Consider the following 18,514-nt stretch of genomic DNA (forward strand, 5'->3'; position numbering starts at 1 on the left):
GATGAGTTCTCCCGGTCCAGCTCGTCTACCCCACGAGTGCACCACCTGAGCGCCTCTGCAATGCCGTGCTCGGGACCGAGAGCGTATCCCGCCGGCGAAAAGAGAACCTGGAATGGCCACACCTATCCACCCGATGCTCCGGTTCGAAACGATCACCGGCCGGTGGAAGACGTCCGGTGTCGTCCTCGATGAGCAAGGTCGGCAGACAGTGAAAATCGAGGGCACAGACGAATACGAGTGGATGACCGGAGGCCGATGGATCCTGCACCGCGTCGACGTAATGATGGGTGGCGAGCACATTCAGGCACTCGAACTGATCGGCGACCACGACCCGGAGGCCGACACCTACGCGATGCGGGCCTTCGACGCCTCCGGTTCGTACAGCACTATGACGGCACGCCCGAACGCCGACGGGTCCTGGCTCTTCGATGGAGAAGGAATGCGCAGCACCCTCCGGCCATCCGAAGACGGATCGTCGATGTCCGCGCTGTGGGAACGTGACCCCGGCACCGGCATATGGATCCCATGGATGCGCATGGACTTCTCCGCCATCGAATGATCCGCATACGGGCCGCCACCACACCGGAAACCTGTTCTTCGCCCGACCTGGAGTTGGGCAGGCCCGTCGGGCCGGCCGCCGATCCTCGCCTGCACGTGAGGCGGCGGGGCGGGATGGTTCGGGCAGCCGGTAGGACGCCGCCGCGCCCGGCGGCAACTCGATTGCCGACCGGGGCGCGGTCGCGGGTTGCGGCCCGTCGCATGACCGCCGTCAGTCGAGGCCGAACCGGTCCGCGGCGGTGCGGTAGCAGACGCGGCGCAACCAGTCGTCGCCCAGGTCGAGCCGTTCCAGAGCTTGGACGGCATGCCGGTACGGGTACGGGATATTCGGGAAGTCGCTGCCGAACATGATCCGGTCGCCGTGCCCGAGCAAACGATGCCGGTCGGCCGCCGGGAACGGGATATCGGCCTCGGCGAAATCGGTGAACGCCATGGTGGTGTCCAGGCACACCTCGGAATACCGGTCCGCCAGGTCCAGGAAATCCCGATACTCGGGCATTCCCATATGCGCCACGATCAACGGCAGGCGCGGGAACCGGCGCAGGACGTCGGCGACCGGTCCGGGGCCGGTGAACGCGCCGGGCGCCGGACCGGAGCCGCAGTGGATGACGGTGGGGACACCGGCGTCCTCGAGCAGGCCCCAGACCGGTTCCAGCAGGGGGTCACGGGGATCGTAGGCGCCGACCTGGATATGGGCTTTGAAGACCCGGGCGCCCCGCTCCACCGCGGCCGCCACGTATTCCGCGGCACTCGGCTCGGGATAGAAGGTGGCGGTGTGCAGGCACTCCGGGACTTCGGCGGCGAATTTCGCGGTCCACTCGTTCAGCCATGCCGCCATGTCCGGACGGTGCGGATACACCAGGGCGGTGAACGCGCGGATCCCGAAGCGGCGCAGCATGTCCAGCCGGACCGATTCGTCGGTGCGATAGGTGATCGGCCAGGGACGCCCGGTGAGCGGACCGGCATCGTCGAAATATGCCCACACCTTGCGCAGCACCTGGTGTGGCATGAAATGGGTGTGCACATCGATTATTCCGGGCAATCCGAGCCGTTGCCGGAACTCCACGAGGTACTCCTCGTCGGCCGGGACCTCGGTTACTCCGGAGGTGTTCACGTTCGTTCCTCTCGGTGGGGTCGGGGCAGGGGGTGGTGGCACGTCATCGCGCCCGGCCGACCGGATCCCCGGGGTACAGGGTGCGGGCGTGATCGCCGATACGGGCGATCATCCGGTCGAAGAACCGTACGGGGTCGGTGCCGACGACGATATCGGCGTTGGGCGGCCGCCCCCACATACCGGCCCAGTCGGCAATGGTGGCGCCCCGCGTGAGGGTGCCCGTCAGTTCGACGTCCACGGTGGCGGGCCGGGTGCGGGCCAGCGCCGGATCCAAAGTGACCGCGGCCGCGAACGGGTCGTGCATATGGGCGAGGTAGCCGAGGTTGTATCCGTGGTGGAAATCGAAGTAGAAGCGCACCGCGTCGGTGAGGTAGCGGATGATCGGATTGCTCGCCGCCGAACGCGCCGTGGGCGGGTCGGCGGGCGATACCGTCTCGAGCGGAAAGCTACCGGCCCGCTCGGCCAGCCGGATCAGGTGGGCGGGCCGCATCTCGATGGTTTCGGTGATGTCGAGGGCGCAGATCAGCGGACGGCGGTCCGGTGGGGCGGCGGAAAAAGCGTCGAAGACGATCTTCGCGGCCTCGGGGTCGACGTGGATGTTCCACTCGTTGGTCGGTGTGGTGTTGCCGGGGTGGGAGAACGCCCCGCCCATGATCACGAGCCGGCGCAGTAGCCGCGGGAGTTCGGGTTCCTCGCGGAGCGCAAGGGCGAGGTTGGTGAGCGGCCCGGTACACAGCCCGGTCAGTTCACCGGGATGACGCCGCACCAGATCCACCCACATTCTTGCCGCGCTGCGTTCGGAGATACGCCGGCTCGGGGCGGGGAGTTCGGCGTATCCGACGCCGTGCGGTCCGTGGGTGTCCTCGGTGGTGCGCAGGGGGATCTCGAGCGGTTCGGCGGCCCCGAGGGTCACCTCGATCTCCGGGGCCCGGGCAAGTTCGAGCCAGGCCAGATTGTTGATCGCGACCTGGGCCGCGGGCACATTGCCGGCGGTTGAGGCGATCCCCATGATCTCGGTGTCCGGGCCGGCGAGCAGATAGAGCAGGGCGAGGGAATCGTCCACGCCGGTGTCCACGTCCAGGATGATCCGCTGCCGCACCCCATGACCCTATCGGGAGGTGCGGCAGCGGATCCGGAGCGGGTCGTGTCACAGTGACGCATTTTGGTCGGTGTGCCGAAAATACGTCGCGGGGTGGACGACTCCTGATCAGTCGCGAGTGGGCCAGTAGGTGTCGGTGGCGGGCCGGCGGGTGAGGGCCGCGCTGCCGCTCACCTCGGTGAGGCCCAAGTGGAAAAGCATGCCCACGGTGAGCAGGCTGACACCGACGATCAGCGGGGTCAGCAGCTGTGCGGCGCCGGCGCCGGAGGGTGTCATATGGTGCTGTTCGCCCAGGTGCATGGCGTACATACCGGTGTAGTGCATACCGGCCACGGCGACGCCCATCGCCAGGGCGGCGCCCACGGTGGCGAGGGTTCCCCGCACATTGAGGGTGAACCAGAGCGCGGCCGTCGCGGCGATCACCGCGATCACCATGGACAACGCCACCGTCGACCCTTCGTAACCGATCTCGACGTCGGTCTTCATGGCATACATACCGGCGTAGTGCATCGCACCCACGCCGATCCCGGTGACCACGCCGCCGACCAGCAGGCTCTGGCCGCCCAGCCGCCGCTGTCGGGCCAGGCACAGTCCCAGCCAGACCACGACCATGGCGATCGCGGCGCTGACCAGGGTGACGGGTACGTCGTATCGGATGGCGGCGCCGTTGATCCGGAAACCCAGCATGGCGATGAAATGCATGACCCAGATGCCCGTGCCGCCGAGGGCCACCGATGCCGCGATGAGCCAGCCGTCGAACGGTGACCTGCTGCGTACGCGGCTCATACACCGTAGTGCGAGCAACGATCCGGTGAACGACATGACGTACGCGACCACGGGGGTGAGCCAGCCATGGCTGAAGTGGTCGATCTCCACCGGTGGACCTCCTCGCTGGGTGGAAGCCCGCCCCCGCAACAGCGGAACGCGAGCATTCCAAATTGTTGAACGTGCAGGAGGTGAATTTAGAGGGGTTGTGTCATGAAAAACAAGGGCCGCAAAGATGACATAGGCGCACCTGTGACACGGAATCTGCGTGACAGTGTGCGCGGAGTCGCGCTATGACGTGGAGCACACTACCAGATGTGCGGCTATCGATTCCGGCAATCGTCCGGCACGTCGTTTCCGGTACCCGATACCGCCCAACTCATCCGGGTGCCGAATTCTTCGGTGCGGCCGTCACATCGGTCCGTAACCCGGTCGGCGCGGGTGAAGCGCTTCGGGCGGGTGTGCTCCGGTGGCCGGATCGAGTTTCCGGTTGGGCTGTGTGTCACCGGCCCTCGGCGTAGGCTTCGGACAACTCGAAGGAGACCCATGCCTGGCACATCCAGCCGTCCCACCGCCGTCGAACACGATCTACCCGAGGCCTATCTGGCCGAATTCGCCGAAATCCGCAGTGCAGAACGCGCCGAGGCCGCCCGCCGCAGTGCCGTCGCGGCCCGGATCGTGGCCGGCCACGCCACCGATGCCGCCGACTGCCGCAATCTGCTGGCCATGCTCGGTCTCGACGCGGAGGCGGGCAAACTCGCCGGCGTCCAGCCCTGACCGATGAATTCCGGCCCCGGGTGGGCGGGGCCGGACCGGCACGTACGCTCGGGGTATGCCCGAAACGGCGCTGCTCACCCCGCCGCACCCGGATTCCTGGTCCGCTGCCCTCGACGATCTCGTCGAGCTGATCGGCGACCGGCCCACGGTCGTGCTCACCGGCGCGGGGATCTCCACCGACAGTGGAATCCCCGATTACCGTGGCCCCGACGCCCCGCCGCGGACGCCGATGACCTACCAGCAGTTCGTCGGCGACCCGGTGTTCCGGCAGCGCTATTGGGCGCGAAATCACGTGGGCTGGCGGTACATGGACGCCGCCCGCCCCAATGTCGGCCACCGGGCCCTGGCCGAATTGGAGCGCCGGGGCACGGTCACCGGTGTGATCACCCAGAACGTCGATCTGCTGCACACCAAGGCGGGTAGCCGCCGGGTGATCGACCTGCACGGCAGCTATGCCCAGGTGCGCTGTCTGGGTTGCGGGGCGCGTATTTCCCGGATGGCGCTGGCCGAGCAGTTGGAACAGGCCAATCCGGGTTTTGCCGCCGCCTCGGTGACCGGCCACGAGGTAGCTCCTGACGCGGATGCCGTGGTCGAGGACACCAGTGGTTTCCGCATGGTGGATTGCGCGCGGTGCGGCGGGATGTGGAAGCCCGATATCGTGTACTTCGGGGAGAACGTGCCGCCGGAACGGGTCGTGGCCGCCTACGCAATGGTGGACGCGGCGGAGGTGGTCGTTGTGGCCGGGTCCAGCTTGACCGTGCTGTCGGGCCGCCGGTTCGTGCACCGGGCCGCCCGCAACGGCGGCACGGTGGTGATCGTGAACCGCGGCGCCACCCGCAGCGACGGTCTCGCCGACCGGCGGCTGGATGCCGGATGCTCACCGCTACTGGCCGGATTGGCCGAGAGGTACCGCGCCCGTAGCGCGCGTCCCGTCGCCGGCCCCGCCGGAGCCGCGTAGGCTGCCCGGCTATGCGCAGCACAGTCATCGCGGTGCACACCGGCCGCAGCGAAGTGGTCCACGACATCACCCCGCAGTGCCGGGCGTTCGCGAACGACGCCGGCGGCGACGGCCTTCTGCACATCTTCGTACCGCACGCCACCGCCGGAATCGCCATCCTGGAACTGGGCTCGCACAGCGACGAGGACCTGCTGGCCGCCCTGCGTGACCTACTCCCGGCCGACGACCGGTGGCGGCACGCGCACGGGTCGCCCGGGCACGGCCGCTCCCACGTGATGCCCACGCTCATCGCCCCGTACGCGACCGTTCCGGTCCTGAGTGGTGAACCGGCGCTGGGCACCTGGCAGTCCATAGCGCTGGTGGATATCAATATCGACAATCCGGATCGTGAGGTGCGGTTGTCGTTCCTGACCTCCGGGGGGTGAACGCGCCCGCCGGGGTAACGTCGGCGGGTATGAGCAGTCTCGGAGTCGCCATCATCGGGTACGGGCTGGCCGGGGCGGTGTTCCATGCCCCACTCGTCGCCGCCGAACCCCGGCTCCGGCTGGCCGCGGTGGTGACCGGTTCGGCGCAGCGGGCGGAGCAGGCGCGACAGGAGTACCCCGGGGTACGCGTACTGCCCGACACCGACAGTCTTTTCGCCGATATGTCCGGCATCGACCTGGTTGTGGTCGCCGCACCCAATCGCGTACACGCCGAACTGGCCCGGCGGGCGCTCGCGGCCGGCGCGGCGGTGGTGGTCGACAAACCGTTCGCGGTGACCGCCGCGGAAGCCGAAGATCTGCTGCACTACGCCCGCGGCGCCGGGCGGGTACTGACCGTATTCCAGAACCGGCGTTGGGACGGCGATTTCCGGACGGTGCGCCGCCTGGTGGCCGAGGACACGCTGGGCCCGGTGCGCCGTTTCGAATCCCGGTTCGAGCGCTGGCGTCCGGTGCCCAAGGGCGGCTGGCGCGAACTGGGCGGCCCCGCCGATGCCGCCGGGATCCTGTACGACCTGGGCAGCCACCTGGTCGACCAAGCGCTCACTCTGTTCGGCCCGGCCGCGAGCGTCTACTGCGAACTGGCCCGTCGCCGCTCCGGGGTGAGCACCGACGACGACATGTTCCTCGCCCTGACCCATACCGGCGGGGTGCGTTCCCACCTGTGGGCGAGCGCCGTGGCCCCACTGCTCGGTCCCCGGTTCCGGGTACTCGGGGACCGGGCGGGCTACGAAGTGCACGGACTGGACCCGCAGGAGGCGGCCCTGCGTGCCGGGCGTCGGCCGGGTGACGGGACGCCGTGGGCCGAGGTCGGCGAAGCGGACTCCGGTCTGCTCGGCGCTGGCGACGACCCGGCGCCGTACCCCACCCTGCCCGGCGACTACCCCGCCTTCTACGCGGCCACCGCCGCCGCCGTTCTGGACGGTGCGCCCGTACCGGTCGACCCGAGCGACGCCCTGGCGGGCCTGCGGGTTCTCGAGGCGGCCCGCGAATCGGCGGCGAAAGGCGGGGTCGTGTCCCTGGAAGGCGCCTCCGGGTCGGCGGACCCGGGGCGCTGGTGACCCGGACTGCGGTTGCGAGAGATCTATTCGAATTCTCTCAATACACCTTCTGTCCAGTGTCTCAAAGAGCGATGATGGTGCCATGGCCGCACCGAACCCCGTCGCACCCGATACCACCGTCCGGAACCTGCTGCGCACCTGCCCGCTGTGCGAGGCCGCCTGCGGCCTGGAGTTGACCGTCGACTCGCGGGATCGGGTGACCGGTGCGCGCGGAGACGAACTGGACCCGTTCAGCAAGGGTTTTCTGTGCCCCAAAGGGGCCAGTTTCGGGCAGCTCGACGGCGACCCCGATCGCCTCACCGAACCCATGGTCCGCGACCGAGTCACCGGCTCGTGGCGGACCGTGGGCTGGGCCGAGGCATTTGATCTGATCGCGGCGCGGATCCCGGCGATCCGGGCCGAGTACGGCGCTCAGGCGATCGCGCTGTATCTGGGCAATCCCAATGCGCATACCGTCGCCGGAACCCTGTACGCGCCGACGCTGATCCGGGCCCTGGGGACGAAGAACGTGTTCTCCGCCAGCACCGCCGACCAGATGCCCAAACAGGTGGCCTGCGGGCTGATGTTCGGGGATCCACTCGCCGTTCCGGTCCCGGATCTGGATCGCACCGATTACGTGCTGATGCTGGGTGCCAACCCCCTGGAGTCGAACGGTTCACTGTGCACCGCGCCGGACTTTCCCGGCCGGCTACGCGCGCTTCGGGCGCGGGGCGGCCGCCTGGTCGTGGTGGACCCCCGCCGGACCCGCACAGCCGCCCGCGCCGACGAGCACCTCTTCGTCCGGCCGGGCACCGACGCCTATCTGCTGTTCGGGATCGTGCACACCCTCTTCGCCGAGGGGCTTACCGAGGTCGGTGTCGCGGTCACGGGCCTGGACGAATTGCGGGCCGCGGCCGCGGCATTCGATCCGGAGACCGTGGCCGCGCGTACCGGAGTGACCGCCGCGACCGTGCGCCGGCTCGCACGTGAGCTCGCGGCCGCGCCGACCGCGGTGGTGTACGCCCGGATCGGTACCGGCACCGCCGAATTCGGCACGGTGACCCAATGGCTGGTGGACGTGATCAACGTGCTCACCGGCAATCTCGACACTCCCGGCGGCGCCATGTTCGCGACGGCGGCGGTCCGCGGGATCGTGCGCACCAAACCGTTCCGGCCGGGCCGCTGGCGTAGCCGCGTGCGCGCCCTGCCGGAGTCCATGGGTGAGCTGCCGGTGGCCACGCTGATCGACGAGATCACCACGCCCGGTGACGGGCAGGTGCGGGCGCTGATCACCGCGGCCGGGATTCCGGTGCTGTCGGCGCCCGGTGGTGCCCGGCTCGACGCCGCGTTCGCCGGGCTGGACTTCATGGTGAGCCTGGACTGCTACCTCAACGAGACCACCCGGCACGCCGATGTGATCCTGCCGCCGCCGCGTCCGGTGCAGTCCCCGCACTACGATTTCGCGCTGCTGCAGTTCGCGGTCCGCAACTACGCCCGGTTCTCGCCGCCGCTGGTGCCGCTGGGGGGCCGACCGTCGGAGGCCGCGGTCTATGTCCGGCTGGCGGCGGCGGTGAGCGGGCAACCGCACAACCCGGCCGCGGACTACGATCCGCTGGCCGCGTTCGACGAGCTGGTCATCGGCACGACACTGCGGCAGGCCGGTCTCGCGGAGCGACGGCACGAACTCGCCGGGACCACCGGTACCGAACAGCGTCTGGACCTGATGTTGCGGCTGGGACCCTACGGTGAATGGAACGGCGGGCACCTGAATCTGCGTACCCTCCTCGAGAATCCGCACGGTCTGGATCTCGGCCCGCTGCGTTCCCGGCTGCCCGAAATTCTGCGCACCGCCTCGGGGGCGGTGGAGCTGGCGCCGGCGGCCCTGCTGGCCGATCTCGACCGCCTGCGCGCCGGATTCGCGGCCGCGTCGGCGGAGATGGTGCTCATCGGACGCCGGCATCTGCGCTCCAACAACAGCTGGATGCACAATGCGCCCCGTTTGGTGGGCGGGACGAATCGCTGCACCCTGCAGATCCATCCCGACGATATCGCCCGGCTCGGACTCGGCGAGCAGGCGCTGGTGAAATCCGCGGTCGGGTCGCTCACGGTACCGGTCGAGCCCACCGATTCGATCATGCCGGGAGTGGTGAGCCTGCCGCACGGCTGGGGGCATGCGACGAGCTCTCAGCAGGTGGCGCGGCAGCACGCCGGTGTCAATGTCAATGTGCTGACCAATGATTCGGTGCTGGATATCCCGTCCGGTAATGCCGTGTTCAACGGCGTCCCGGTGTCGGTGACCCCTGCCTGATCCGGATCGCCCGCGGTCGCGAATCGAGAAGACGGCCGCCAAAGATTCGCAGGCTGCCCGCACGCCGGTGACCGACCGCCGGTGACCGACGGCGCGAAAGCCTACCGCGGTTGACCGATCAAAGATGGGCCGACCGCGGTGGCCGATGGCGGGCGGACCGTCGCAGGACAGACCTATCGCGGGTGGACCGGTCCGGGCGGGCTGGGCGTGGGTGAGCGACCGCGGGCGACCAGCGAAGGGCGGACGGCCCGCCCGGAACTATCAGCGCTGCCCGGCCCGCAGGAACCGTCCGGTGCGAGTGCTGCCCAGAGCCGGATCGGCGGTGCCGTGACCGAACACATACCGCCCGCCGATGTACACCGCCGAGACGGCGGTGTCGTTGCGGTTGACCATCCGTTCCAGTCCGCCGTACTGGGCCACCGGGCTCTCCGCATAGGCGTCGAGCGAATCGTCGAGGCCTGCCGGATCGATGACGACCAGATCAGCGCGGTCGCCTTCGCGCAGGTGACCGGCATCGATGTCGTACCAGTCGGCGAGTTCGCCGGTGAGCCGGTGCACCGCCCGCTCGAGCGGGATCACCGGAGTGCCTGCCTGTTCGGCCCGGTACATCCGGCGCAGGAAGCGGAGCCCGAAATTGTAGAAGGCCATGTTCCGCAGATGGGCGCCCGCGTCGGAGAACCCGAGCTGGATCCCGGGGTGGGCGGCGAAGCGGTCCAGGATCTCGGGGCGATGGTTGGAAATGGTGGTGCGCCAGCGTAGTTTGGCGCCGTGCTCGAGGACCAGATCGAGGAAGGCGTCCACCGGGTGTAGTCCGCCGCGGTCCACTCCGACCCGCCCGAAAGTCTTACCCACGACTTTCTCGTCCGGGCAGCTCACGATCTCGGCGTCGAAGAAATCGCGATGCCAGACCCGCAGCCCGAATTTCGCGTCGTAGTCCTTACGGAAGCGACGGCGGTAGGCCTCGTCGGCGAGCAGTGCGTCGCGTTCCACCCGGTCGGCCAGGTGCAGGGCCGCCGCGCCGGACCCGAACTCCTCGAAGATCACCAGATCGATCCCGTCGGCGTACACCTCGAACGGTACGGGCAGATGCTGCCAGCGGAAATCCGCGCCGAGCGCGTTCACCAGCCGTGCCAGGGTGCCGATCAGGACGACGGCGAACGGATTGGCCTTGATATCGGCGGCGGACAGCAGGCTGGTCTTGAGCTTGCGGCGACCGATACCCAGGCTGCTGAAGATCATCGCGCCGAGACTGCGCGGCGAGGTGATGTCCGGTCCGCCCTGCAGTACCCGGCCGCGTCGGCGCAGGATCGTATTGAGGCGGCGGCGCTCCTTCGCCCGCGCATAGGTGGACGGCAGGGTACGTGAACGGCAGGTCTCGCCGTCGATCTTGTCGAACAGCAGCTGCTGCGCCGACATACCGAGGAATCCGGCGTCGAGCGCCTCGCACAGCGCCGCCTCCATATCCGTCAGCTCGGCGCGGGTGGGGCGGACCTCCTTGCGGGTGGCGCGGTCGAGGCCGAGGCGGGCGGTCCGGATATCCGAATGACCCAGCATGGCTGCGATATTCGGGCCCAGTGGCAGCTGCTCGAGCGCGGCCACGTACTCGCGGGCGCAGGTCCAGGTCTTGGTTTCATCAAGCGTATCGATCACATGGCGGCGCGGAATGGCCTCGACCCGACCGAAGATATCGCCCGCGCCGGTGGGATCGATATGCACGGTGGACAGTGAGCACGAGCCCAGCAGTACCGTGGTGATGCCGTGCCGGACCGATTCCGACAGCGCCGGGGACTTAAGTACCTCGATGTCGTAGTGGGTGTGGATATCGATCATGCCCGGCAGGACCCATTTGCCCGCCGCGTCCACCACATCCGGACAGCCGGTCTCGTCGAGCGGATCCACGGAGACGGCCACGACCCGATCGCCGCGCAGTCCGAGATGGCGAACCGCGGAGGACGCGCCGGTACCGTCGAACCAGCGGCCACCCTTGATGATCGTGTCGTATCTCACACCCCATTGCAACTGGTCGGGTGACCCGGAGTCAAGAGGAGGTAGGCGTCGCCGGGCGGACCGCCCGCCCGGCGACCGGGGGTCAGCCCGCCGCGACCTCGGAACGGTCCTCGCTCCACAGCGTGTGGAACTTACCCTCGGCGTCGACCCGCTCGTAGGTATGCGCGCCGAAGAAATCGCGCTGGGCCTGGGTGAGCGCGGCGGGCAGCCGTTCGGCGCGCAACGCGTCGTAGTAGGACAGCGAGGAGGCGAAGGCCGGCACCGGGATCCCGAGCAGCGTGGCGGTCGAGACCACCCGCCGCCAGCTGTCGATAGCCGTCTCGATCGCCTCCCGGAAATACGGTGCGAGGATCAGGCTCGGCAGCGCCGGATCGGTTTCGTAGGCCTCCTTGATGCGGTTCAGGAAGCGAGCGCGGATGATGCAGCCGCCGCGCCAGATGGTGGCCAGATCGCCGGGGGTGAGGTCCCAGCCGTATTCGGCACTGCCGGCGGCGATCTGATCGAACCCCTGGGCGTAGGCCACGACCTTGGACGCGTACAAGGCCTGCCGGATGTCCTCGGTGAACTGCGCGATATCGGTGGGTTTCGCGGCGAGTTCGCCGGCGGCGAGCCCCACCGCCGCCGCGCGCTGGCCCCGCGACCCCGACAGGGCGCGGGCGAATACGGCCTCGGCGATACCGGTTACCGGGACACCCAGGTCGAGCGCGGATTTCACGGTCCAGCGCCCGGTGCCCTTCTGCTCGGCCGCGTCCACGATCACATCGACCAGCGGCTTCCCGGTTTTCGCGTCGACCTGGTTCAGCACCTCGGCGGTGATCTCCACCAGGTAGCTCTCCAGATCGCCGGAGTTCCACTGGGTGAAGATATCGGCGATCTGCTTCGGATCCAGGTCCAGTGCCGCGCGGAACAGGTGGTACGCCTCGCCGATGAGCTGCATATCGGCGTATTCGATACCGTTGTGCACCATCTTGACGAAATGGCCGGAACCGTCCGGGCCGATATGGGTGCAGCACGGGGTGCCGTCCACCTGGGCGGCGATGGACTCCAGCAGCGGTCCCAGCGATTCGTAGGATGCCGCGGGCCCACCCGGCATGATCGACGGTCCGTTGAGGGCTCCCTCTTCGCCGCCGGAGATTCCGGCGCCGACGAAGTTGAGGCCGCGGGCCCGCAGCGCGGCCTCGCGCCGGATGGTGTCGGTGTAGAGGGCGTTGCCGCCGTCGATGATTATGTCGCCCTTTTCCATGGCGCCCGCGAGTTCTTCGATCACCGCGTCGGTGGCGTCGCCGGCCTTCACCATGATGAGCACCCGGCGCGGCTTCTCCAGCGCGGCGACGAACTCGGCAATGGTCTCGGTGCGGACGAAATCACCGTCATCGCCGTGCGCAGCGAGCAGCGCGTCGGTTTTGGCGACGCTGCGATTGTGCAGGGCCACGGTGTAGCCGTGCTTGGCGAAGTTGCGGGCGATATTGCTGCCCATCACCGCCAGGCCGGTGACCCCGATCTGTGCACGCGCTGCGGAGGAAGCCATGAACCAGCTCTTTCGTTCGACTGTTCCAACATTTCGGCGGGTTCCGCCGGGCCGCGTCGATCGTGGAGACCGGCCGCGCCCGACATGTGCCCTGTCTTCTTTCTACCGGGTGGTCCGACCGGGCCGTGCGCAGACCCGCCGACAACCGGTCCGCGCGTGCGGACCGGCGCGGGCGACGGTGGGATCGCCGCAGCGGACCTTCCGGGCCACGCGGCCGGGTGTACCGGTGCCGGGCGGTTCGGGAGGAACCCGGCCCGAACAGTGGCTTCGCATGGTCGATCGAGAGACCCGGGGCGCACAATCGATGAACCGTGGGAGGTGTGGACGGCGATCCGGCGCGCGAATGGGTACACCGGAGGAGTGCGGTACAAATTCTTGCTCACGATGTCGACCGCGGTACTGACTGTCGCGGCGTCCCTGTTCACTGTCCAACCCGCCGCGGCCGCCCCTGGGCCACGGGTCGACGCGGAGAGACCGATAGACGGTCGCGCGATCCTGCTGGAGGTGTACTCACCCGCCATGGACACCGTGGTGACGAATCGGGTCATCCCCGCGCCGGGTGGCGGGCCGGCGCCCACGGTGTACCTGCTGACCGGGATCGGTGGCGGTGCCGACGGTATCTCCTGGTGGGACGATACCGACGTCCGGCAGTTCTTCGGGGACAAGAACGTGAACGTGGTGATGCCGATCGGCGGTGCCTACTCCATGTACACCGACTGGCACACCGACGATCCCGTGGTCGGCCGCGCCCGCTGGCAGACCTACCTCACCCAGGAGTTGCCGTCGGTCGTGGACACGCGGTTCGGTACCACCGGACGCAATGCGATCGCCGGGGTGTCGATGAGCGGCGGGTCGGCCGTGGATCTCGCCATCCAGGCGCCGGACCGCTACCAGGCGGTCGCGTCGTACAGCGGATGCCCGTGGTCCGCCGATGCCGCGGGCATCGCGATGGTCAGCGCGCAGGTGATGCGGGGTGGCGCCGACCCGGGCAAGATGTGGGGTCCGCCGGGGTCCGCGGGCTGGCAGGCCCACGACGCGTTCGCGCACGCCTCCCGGCTGGCCGGGAAGACCGTGTATCTGTCCGCCGCGTCGGGTATGCCCGGCGAGATCGACCGGGGCTGGGGGTTCCCGCCGGTCGAAGCCATTGCCTCCGCCTGTACTTCGGCCTTCGCCGGTCGCCTGGGCCAACTCGGCGTCGGCGCGGTGCACATCGACCGTTCGGCCGGTGCCCATACCTGGGGTCAGTTCGAATACGACCTGCACGATTCGTGGCCGCATCTGGCGCGGGCGATCGGCGCCTGACCATCGAGCCGCCCGACGGTCTTCGTCAGCTGCCGGGCGGCTCGGTAGAGGCGGCCCGGCCGGCCTGCCTCCGTGACTGGTCGTCCGTCCAGGTGAAAGACTGGCCGGGTACCGCCCGAGGCGGCACGGCACCGGTGGTGGTCCGGCGAAAGGGAGATCATGCGGAAATTCGGTACGGCCGCGGTCACCGCGCTGCTCGCGGCGGCGATCTCCGGTCTGCCCGGCGGGCACGCGGTAGCGGCCCCGGGCGCCGGTGTCGTCGAATCCGTCGCACCGCTGCCCGCCCCGGCCGTGCTGCCCGGCTCGGTGGATTCCCAGCGCATGTTCTATACGACGACGACCGTCGGCGGGGCGCCGACCGTGGCCAGTGCTGCCGTGTACTTCCCGCCCGGCGCGCCCCCGGCCGGTGGTCGGCCGGTCATCGCCTGGGCGCACGGCACAGTCGGGCTCGGCGATTCCTGCGCGTACAGTGTGGCCGGCCCGGGCGCCGTGGCGCGGGACTGGGCGTACCTGGGTCAATGGCTCGAGCAGGGTTATGCCATCGTCGCTGCCGACTACGCCGGGCTGGGTACACCCGGTGAACATCCGTATCTGAACGGTGTGGTGGAGGCGCACAATGTCGTCGACGCGGTACGGGCCGCGTCGGGGCACTACTCCGAACTGTCGAACAAATGGGTTGTGGTCGGGCAGTCGCAGGGCGGGGGAGCGGCGGTCACCACCGCCCGGTTCGCCACCGAATTCGGTGGCCCGGAACTGGACTACCGTGGCGCCGTGGCCACCGGCGTCCCCGCCTATATCGAGAACATCCTCGCTCTGATGGGGCCGGGTGTACCGCCGGTGAAACTGGGCGCGAATACCACGGGGTACGCGCTGTACCTGCTCAACGGCCTGCGCACCACCTACCCGGAGCTGGATATCGAATCCTTCCTCACCGACTCCGGCCGGTACTGGCTGGAACGCGGGCGCACCGAATGCCTGTCCCCGTTCGGTCACGAACTGGTGGCCCAGGGTGTGGTGATCGGGGACCTCTTCACCCGGCCGTTGGCCGAAATCCCGGATCTGCGCGGGCTGCTCACCCGCTATCTCGGCCTGCCGGAATCCGGCTACGACAAACCGCTGTTCCTGGGACAGGGGCTGCTCGATACCGATGTGATCACCCCGGAGACACTGCGGTTCGCAGCGGTGCTGACGGCGAACCGGCAGCCGGTGACGTTGAGGGTGTACCTCACCGATCACGATGGCGCCGTGAATGATTCGCTAATCGACACGGTGCCGTTCGTCGGCGATCTGCTCGACTGAGTTCCGGCCGTCCGAGTCCCCGGATCCACCCGCCGGTGAATCGGACTGCCGGATATGGCCTTCCCCCGTTTGACTTCGTCGGCGCCGGGAATAGCGGGAGCATAGTGTTCCTCGACCCTTGGGAATTGCCATGATCATTGTTCTCGGGCTGGTGATCGCCGTCGTGGCGGTTGCCGCCGGTGTCGCCGGCGTCGCGGCCAATACCAGTGATGTCAATCGGCTGACCAGTGACTTCTCGGTCTTCGATTACCACTTCGCCGGGACCACCGGCGAACTGTTCCTCATCGGCATCATCGTCGGCGTGGTCGGCGGATTAGGAGTGGGTCTCGTCTCCGCCGGTGCGTGGCGATCCACCCGCCGGGGTATGGAGACCCGCCGTGAACTGCGGCAGTCGCGCAAGGAGATCGCGGCCGCCCAGCGGGATCTCGCCAAGACCAAGACGCCGGCGAAGAAGCCCGCCCCCGCCGCTCCGGCGGCTCCGGCCTGGTCGATGAGCAAACTGCTGCGCAAGCCGGACAAGAGCGCGGCGACCGCCAAGTGACCCCTGTCCCTCGCCCGAATATCGGATATCGAATCAGAAAGTCAGTGTCATGATCGTTCTCGGACTTGTTCTGCTCATCGTCGGTTACCTGCTCGGTATCGGCGTGCTCACCACCATCGGCCTCGTTCTGCTCGTGGTCGGCGCGGTACTGGCCATCGCCGGATCGGTGGGCCGGCCGGTCGGCGGCCGGCGGCATTATTACTGACACTGTCCACCAGCGACCCTATCCACGACCGCCGCGGTGCGGGCGATCCACACGGATCGTCCGCACCGCGGCGGTCGTTCGGCCGGACATGCTCGTGCCGGGCTCTTTCAGCGCACCGCTCGCCGCTCCTGCCGACGAGGGCTCGTCGCCGCCTGGGCTTCCGGTCCGTGGGGATTGGTCAGCGCCATGCTCACTCCGATCAGCAGTACGACGGTGACCACGCTGATGGCGCCGAGCAGCGGCCCCAGAATATCCAGCGGCTCGGCACCTTCGGGCGACGCGGCATCGGGAACCTCATGCGCGTGCATCGCGGACATGCCGGTGTAGTGCATGGTCGCCACCGCCGCGGCCATGATGAGTGCCGCGCCCAGGGTGGACGGTATTCCCCACGAGCGCATGCTGAACCACAGCGTCGCGGTGGCCGCGACCGTGGCGATGACCAGTGAGAGTGCGATGCGGGCGGGGTCGTATTCGATATGCGCGTCCGTGCGCAGGGCGGCCATGCCGGTGTAGTGCATGGCGGAGATACCGAGACCGGTGATGGCACCGCCGGTCAGCAGCGCCGGAAGACCCGAGCCCGGTGTGGTCACCAGATACAGGCCGATGGCGACCACGCCGATCGAGATCGCCGCGCTCAGCAGGGTGAGTGGGACATCGAAGCGTATCTGCGCGCCGTCTATCGAAAAACCCAGCATCGCCACGAAATGCATGACCCAGATACCGGTCCCGCCGATGGTGATCGCGCCGAGCGCGAGCCAGAACAACCGGCGTCGTCCGCGCCGGGCCTGCCTGGTGCACTGCAATCCGATGGCGCATCCGGTGGCCGAGAGGAAATAGGCGAGGGCGGGCGTCAGCCAGCCGAACGCGAAGTGTTCGAGGTGAAGCATGTCCATCCAACGTTCCGCCGGGAGTAGCCCGGATTTTCTGTGTAGGGCTAAACAGTACGACGCTCACCCGGATGGTGTGCTGATCATTTGCTTGAAATGCTGTGTTATGAATCACATTCGATTTGTGCGGTGTCTCGACTACGCAATATTGCATTGTCTATCTTGCGGAAACGCTTCCGTGGTCGGTTGGTCGCGAAGTGTGCGTCTTGGCACCGAAAAGCCGATGTCACCGCATCATTGGAAGTTGCTCGTTGCGGGTCCGGGCGAAACGCCCATTCCGAAATGGGTGTGGTTCGGATTTCGGGATCGCGCGACTGCCTTCTCCCGGCGCCCGATAACTGCTCTATAACTGGCATATAACTTCTCGGCGTCGGTTCCGTGATCGGTGAAACGTTCCGGGTTCGAAACCGACTGCGGAGGGTCCGGTCGCCGGACGCGGCGACCGGACCCTCCGCGGGTGTCGGTGCGGTCGTCACCGCGCCTGCGAGCCCTCGCATCTCATCAGTTCCGACGCGGAGGTGACCCGGGAGTCGAATACCGTCCACAGCGATCCGTCCGTCAACCGTCGTAGGACGAACCGGTACTTGCCGTAGCACGCCCGCGAGGCCGCCGTCAGACGCGTCTTTCCCACCACCCGGTAGGGATGTCCATCGATGCGCACTGTCGAGCTCATGCTGTTCTCCCCTTTCGCCGTTGTCGGTCATCGGCGGCCACTGTGGCAGGGAGGTGCTGAAGCCACGCTGAAACAGCCTGAAGGCGGCTTCAGGAAGCAGGAAAGGTGCCGGTCGGAATCACTGTCGAGATCAGCGGTGTACCTCCAGCCAGTCCCGGTAGTGCGTGGGAGCCAGATACGCGTCCGGCCCGGCGAGGAGTTCGTCGCCGGTGATCGCGGCGAACATACCGGCCGTCTCGTCGGTGACGACGATACGGTCGTCGTGCCGGGCGAGCAGGGTCATTCGGCCGATCTCGTCGAGCGGGAGCACGTCGGGTCCGGCGATATTGCGGACACCCTGCAGCGGGGAGCCCAGTGCGACGCCTACCACCGCGTCCACGACATCCGCGGCCGCCATCGGCTGTAACCGGGTCGCGGGCAACCGGACGACGCTGTCATCGGCGGACCAGGACATCACCGCGTCCATGAATTCGAAGAACTGGGTGGCGCGCACGATGGAATACGGTGTGGGGCCCTTCCGGAGCAACTCCTCCTGCAGCGCCTTGGCTCGGTAATAGTCCACTTGTGGCACCCGGTCCACACCGACGATCGACAGCACCACCTGGTGTTTCACCCCGGCACGGTCTCCGGCGCCGAGGAGGTTGTCCATCGCGGTGCGGAAAAAGCCCAGCGCCGCGTCGTCGAAGGTCGGGGAGTTGGCCAGGCCGACCACCACGTCCGCGCCCGCCACCGCCTGGTCCAGGCCCGCGCCGCTGACCAGGTCCACGCCCGTGGACAGCGCCGCGGGCACCGCATCGTGACCGGCCGCCCGGAGCTTGCGGACGACCTGTGAGCCGATCCGGCCGGTACCGCCGATGACTGTCAGCTTCATGTTGCTCACCTTTCACCGCCTGCCACCGGGCAGGCCGGGGTTCAGAGAGTTCGATGTGCACTGAATTGCCGAGAGCTGCTCCACTGCGGCGGTCCGCGAC

General features: G+C 68.2%; 18 protein-coding genes. 10 read left to right on the forward strand and 8 right to left on the reverse strand.

Features of this window, described 5'->3' with window-relative positions; genetic code table 11:
• Nucleotides 1-112 precede the first annotated feature (112 nt).
• The gene (locus tag ACQPYS_RS13760; RefSeq protein WP_433492823.1) at nt 113-559 is read left to right on the forward strand and encodes a DUF1579 family protein; all 447 of its coding nucleotides are present in this window, start codon (nt 113-115) and stop codon (nt 557-559) included.
• 210 nt (nt 560-769) lie between these two features.
• Here ACQPYS_RS13760 and ACQPYS_RS13765 read toward each other — a convergent pair whose 3' ends face one another.
• From ACQPYS_RS13765 to ACQPYS_RS13775, 3 genes are all read right to left on the reverse strand, one after another.
• Nucleotides 770-1,672, reverse strand: a complete 903-nt coding sequence (locus ACQPYS_RS13765; RefSeq protein ID WP_433492824.1) for an amidohydrolase family protein — start codon at nt 1,670-1,672, stop codon at nt 770-772.
• A gap of 43 nt (nt 1,673-1,715) precedes the next feature.
• Complete coding sequence (locus ACQPYS_RS13770; protein WP_433492825.1) at nt 1,716-2,771, reverse strand: nucleoside hydrolase; 1,056 nt, start codon at nt 2,769-2,771, stop codon at nt 1,716-1,718.
• Nucleotides 2,772-2,879: 108 nt separating this feature from the next.
• On the reverse strand, nt 2,880-3,647 hold the full coding sequence (locus ACQPYS_RS13775; RefSeq protein WP_245664382.1) for an MHYT domain-containing protein: 768 nt from the start codon (nt 3,645-3,647) through the stop codon (nt 2,880-2,882).
• A gap of 435 nt (nt 3,648-4,082) precedes the next feature.
• On the opposite strand from ACQPYS_RS13775, the gene ACQPYS_RS13780 reads away from it, so the two are divergent.
• The 5 genes from ACQPYS_RS13780 (at nt 4,083) to ACQPYS_RS13800 (ending at nt 9,101) form a co-directional block, all read left to right on the forward strand.
• On the forward strand, nt 4,083-4,313 hold the full coding sequence (locus ACQPYS_RS13780) for a hypothetical protein (RefSeq protein WP_063034353.1): 231 nt from the start codon (nt 4,083-4,085) through the stop codon (nt 4,311-4,313).
• A gap of 55 nt (nt 4,314-4,368) precedes the next feature.
• Nucleotides 4,369-5,271, forward strand: a complete 903-nt coding sequence (locus ACQPYS_RS13785; RefSeq protein ID WP_433492826.1) for a Sir2 family NAD-dependent protein deacetylase — start codon at nt 4,369-4,371, stop codon at nt 5,269-5,271.
• 11 nt (nt 5,272-5,282) lie between these two features.
• Nucleotides 5,283-5,696 carry a secondary thiamine-phosphate synthase enzyme YjbQ gene (locus ACQPYS_RS13790; RefSeq protein WP_063034355.1) on the forward strand — a complete coding sequence of 138 codons (414 nt, stop codon included), beginning with the start codon at nt 5,283-5,285 and terminating at the stop codon, nt 5,694-5,696.
• Nucleotides 5,697-5,725: 29 nt separating this feature from the next.
• Nucleotides 5,726-6,814 (forward strand): Gfo/Idh/MocA family oxidoreductase, encoded by a 1,089-nt coding sequence (locus tag ACQPYS_RS13795; RefSeq protein ID WP_433492827.1) that lies wholly within the window; start codon nt 5,726-5,728, stop codon nt 6,812-6,814.
• Between the two features lie 82 nt (nt 6,815-6,896).
• On the forward strand, nt 6,897-9,101 hold the full coding sequence (locus ACQPYS_RS13800) for a molybdopterin-dependent oxidoreductase (protein ID WP_433492828.1): 2,205 nt from the start codon (nt 6,897-6,899) through the stop codon (nt 9,099-9,101).
• 261 nt (nt 9,102-9,362) lie between these two features.
• Here the strand turns inward: ACQPYS_RS13800 and ACQPYS_RS13805 are convergent, their stop codons facing one another.
• Both ACQPYS_RS13805 and gndA read right to left on the reverse strand, forming a co-directional pair.
• On the reverse strand, nt 9,363-11,108 hold the full coding sequence (locus ACQPYS_RS13805) for an N-acyl-D-amino-acid deacylase family protein (protein WP_433492829.1): 1,746 nt from the start codon (nt 11,106-11,108) through the stop codon (nt 9,363-9,365).
• An 82-nt stretch (nt 11,109-11,190) separates the two neighbouring features.
• Nucleotides 11,191-12,636 (reverse strand): NADP-dependent phosphogluconate dehydrogenase, encoded by a 1,446-nt coding sequence (gndA, locus tag ACQPYS_RS13810; protein WP_433492830.1) that lies wholly within the window; start codon nt 12,634-12,636, stop codon nt 11,191-11,193.
• A 384-nt stretch (nt 12,637-13,020) separates the two neighbouring features.
• Between gndA and ACQPYS_RS13815 the strand changes: the two genes are divergently transcribed.
• The 4 genes from ACQPYS_RS13815 (at nt 13,021) to ACQPYS_RS13830 (ending at nt 15,983) form a co-directional block, all read left to right on the forward strand.
• Nucleotides 13,021-13,938, forward strand: coding sequence for an alpha/beta hydrolase (locus ACQPYS_RS13815; RefSeq protein ID WP_433493042.1), 918 nt, complete (start codon nt 13,021-13,023; stop codon nt 13,936-13,938).
• Nucleotides 13,939-14,097: 159 nt separating this feature from the next.
• Nucleotides 14,098-15,237, forward strand: a complete 1,140-nt coding sequence (locus tag ACQPYS_RS13820; protein WP_433492831.1) for a lipase family protein — start codon at nt 14,098-14,100, stop codon at nt 15,235-15,237.
• Nucleotides 15,238-15,367: 130 nt separating this feature from the next.
• Nucleotides 15,368-15,778: a hypothetical protein gene (locus ACQPYS_RS13825; protein WP_063034361.1), complete on the forward strand. Its 411-nt coding sequence runs from the start codon at nt 15,368-15,370 to the stop codon at nt 15,776-15,778.
• A gap of 49 nt (nt 15,779-15,827) precedes the next feature.
• Entirely contained in the window at nt 15,828-15,983 is a 156-nt protein-coding gene (locus ACQPYS_RS13830) for a DUF6131 family protein (RefSeq protein WP_085995414.1), read from the forward strand.
• A gap of 107 nt (nt 15,984-16,090) precedes the next feature.
• On the opposite strand, the gene ACQPYS_RS13835 is transcribed toward ACQPYS_RS13830, so the two are convergent.
• The 3 genes from ACQPYS_RS13835 to ACQPYS_RS13845 form a co-directional block, all read right to left on the reverse strand.
• The gene (locus tag ACQPYS_RS13835) at nt 16,091-16,876 is read right to left on the reverse strand and encodes an MHYT domain-containing protein (protein WP_063034362.1); all 786 of its coding nucleotides are present in this window, start codon (nt 16,874-16,876) and stop codon (nt 16,091-16,093) included.
• Between the two features lie 466 nt (nt 16,877-17,342).
• Nucleotides 17,343-17,543 (reverse strand): hypothetical protein, encoded by a 201-nt coding sequence (locus ACQPYS_RS13840; RefSeq protein WP_433492832.1) that lies wholly within the window; start codon nt 17,541-17,543, stop codon nt 17,343-17,345.
• Nucleotides 17,544-17,673: 130 nt separating this feature from the next.
• Nucleotides 17,674-18,414: an SDR family oxidoreductase gene (locus ACQPYS_RS13845; RefSeq protein ID WP_433492833.1), complete on the reverse strand. Its 741-nt coding sequence runs from the start codon at nt 18,412-18,414 to the stop codon at nt 17,674-17,676.
• Nucleotides 18,415-18,514 lie beyond the last annotated feature (100 nt).

It is taken from the genome of Nocardia grenadensis (assembly GCF_050942415.1).
Classification (GTDB): Bacteria; Actinomycetota; Actinomycetes; order Mycobacteriales; family Mycobacteriaceae; genus Nocardia; species Nocardia grenadensis.

What these genes read in the sequence shown, in the direction of transcription:
- ACQPYS_RS13790 (WP_063034355.1), top strand. Translation starts at nt 5,283, where the DNA reads ATGCGCAGCACAGTCATCGCGGTGCACACCGGCCGCAGCGAAGTGGTC.
- ACQPYS_RS13835 (WP_063034362.1), bottom strand. Translation starts at nt 16,876, where the DNA reads ATGGACATGCTTCACCTCGAACACTTCGCGTTCGGCTGGCTGACGCCC.
- ACQPYS_RS13795 (WP_433492827.1), top strand. Translation starts at nt 5,726, where the DNA reads ATGAGCAGTCTCGGAGTCGCCATCATCGGGTACGGGCTGGCCGGGGCG.
- ACQPYS_RS13800 (WP_433492828.1), top strand. Translation starts at nt 6,897, where the DNA reads ATGGCCGCACCGAACCCCGTCGCACCCGATACCACCGTCCGGAACCTG.
- ACQPYS_RS13760 (WP_433492823.1), top strand. Translation starts at nt 113, where the DNA reads ATGGCCACACCTATCCACCCGATGCTCCGGTTCGAAACGATCACCGGC.
- ACQPYS_RS13785 (WP_433492826.1), top strand. Translation starts at nt 4,369, where the DNA reads ATGCCCGAAACGGCGCTGCTCACCCCGCCGCACCCGGATTCCTGGTCC.
- ACQPYS_RS13780 (WP_063034353.1), top strand. Translation starts at nt 4,083, where the DNA reads ATGCCTGGCACATCCAGCCGTCCCACCGCCGTCGAACACGATCTACCC.
- ACQPYS_RS13815 (WP_433493042.1), top strand. Translation starts at nt 13,021, where the DNA reads ATGTCGACCGCGGTACTGACTGTCGCGGCGTCCCTGTTCACTGTCCAA.
- gndA (WP_433492830.1), bottom strand. Translation starts at nt 12,636, where the DNA reads ATGGCTTCCTCCGCAGCGCGTGCACAGATCGGGGTCACCGGCCTGGCG.
- ACQPYS_RS13820 (WP_433492831.1), top strand. Translation starts at nt 14,098, where the DNA reads ATGCGGAAATTCGGTACGGCCGCGGTCACCGCGCTGCTCGCGGCGGCG.
- ACQPYS_RS13840 (WP_433492832.1), bottom strand. Translation starts at nt 17,543, where the DNA reads ATGAGCTCGACAGTGCGCATCGATGGACATCCCTACCGGGTGGTGGGA.
- ACQPYS_RS13825 (WP_063034361.1), top strand. Translation starts at nt 15,368, where the DNA reads ATGATCATTGTTCTCGGGCTGGTGATCGCCGTCGTGGCGGTTGCCGCC.
- ACQPYS_RS13830 (WP_085995414.1), top strand. Translation starts at nt 15,828, where the DNA reads ATGATCGTTCTCGGACTTGTTCTGCTCATCGTCGGTTACCTGCTCGGT.
- ACQPYS_RS13845 (WP_433492833.1), bottom strand. Translation starts at nt 18,414, where the DNA reads ATGAAGCTGACAGTCATCGGCGGTACCGGCCGGATCGGCTCACAGGTC.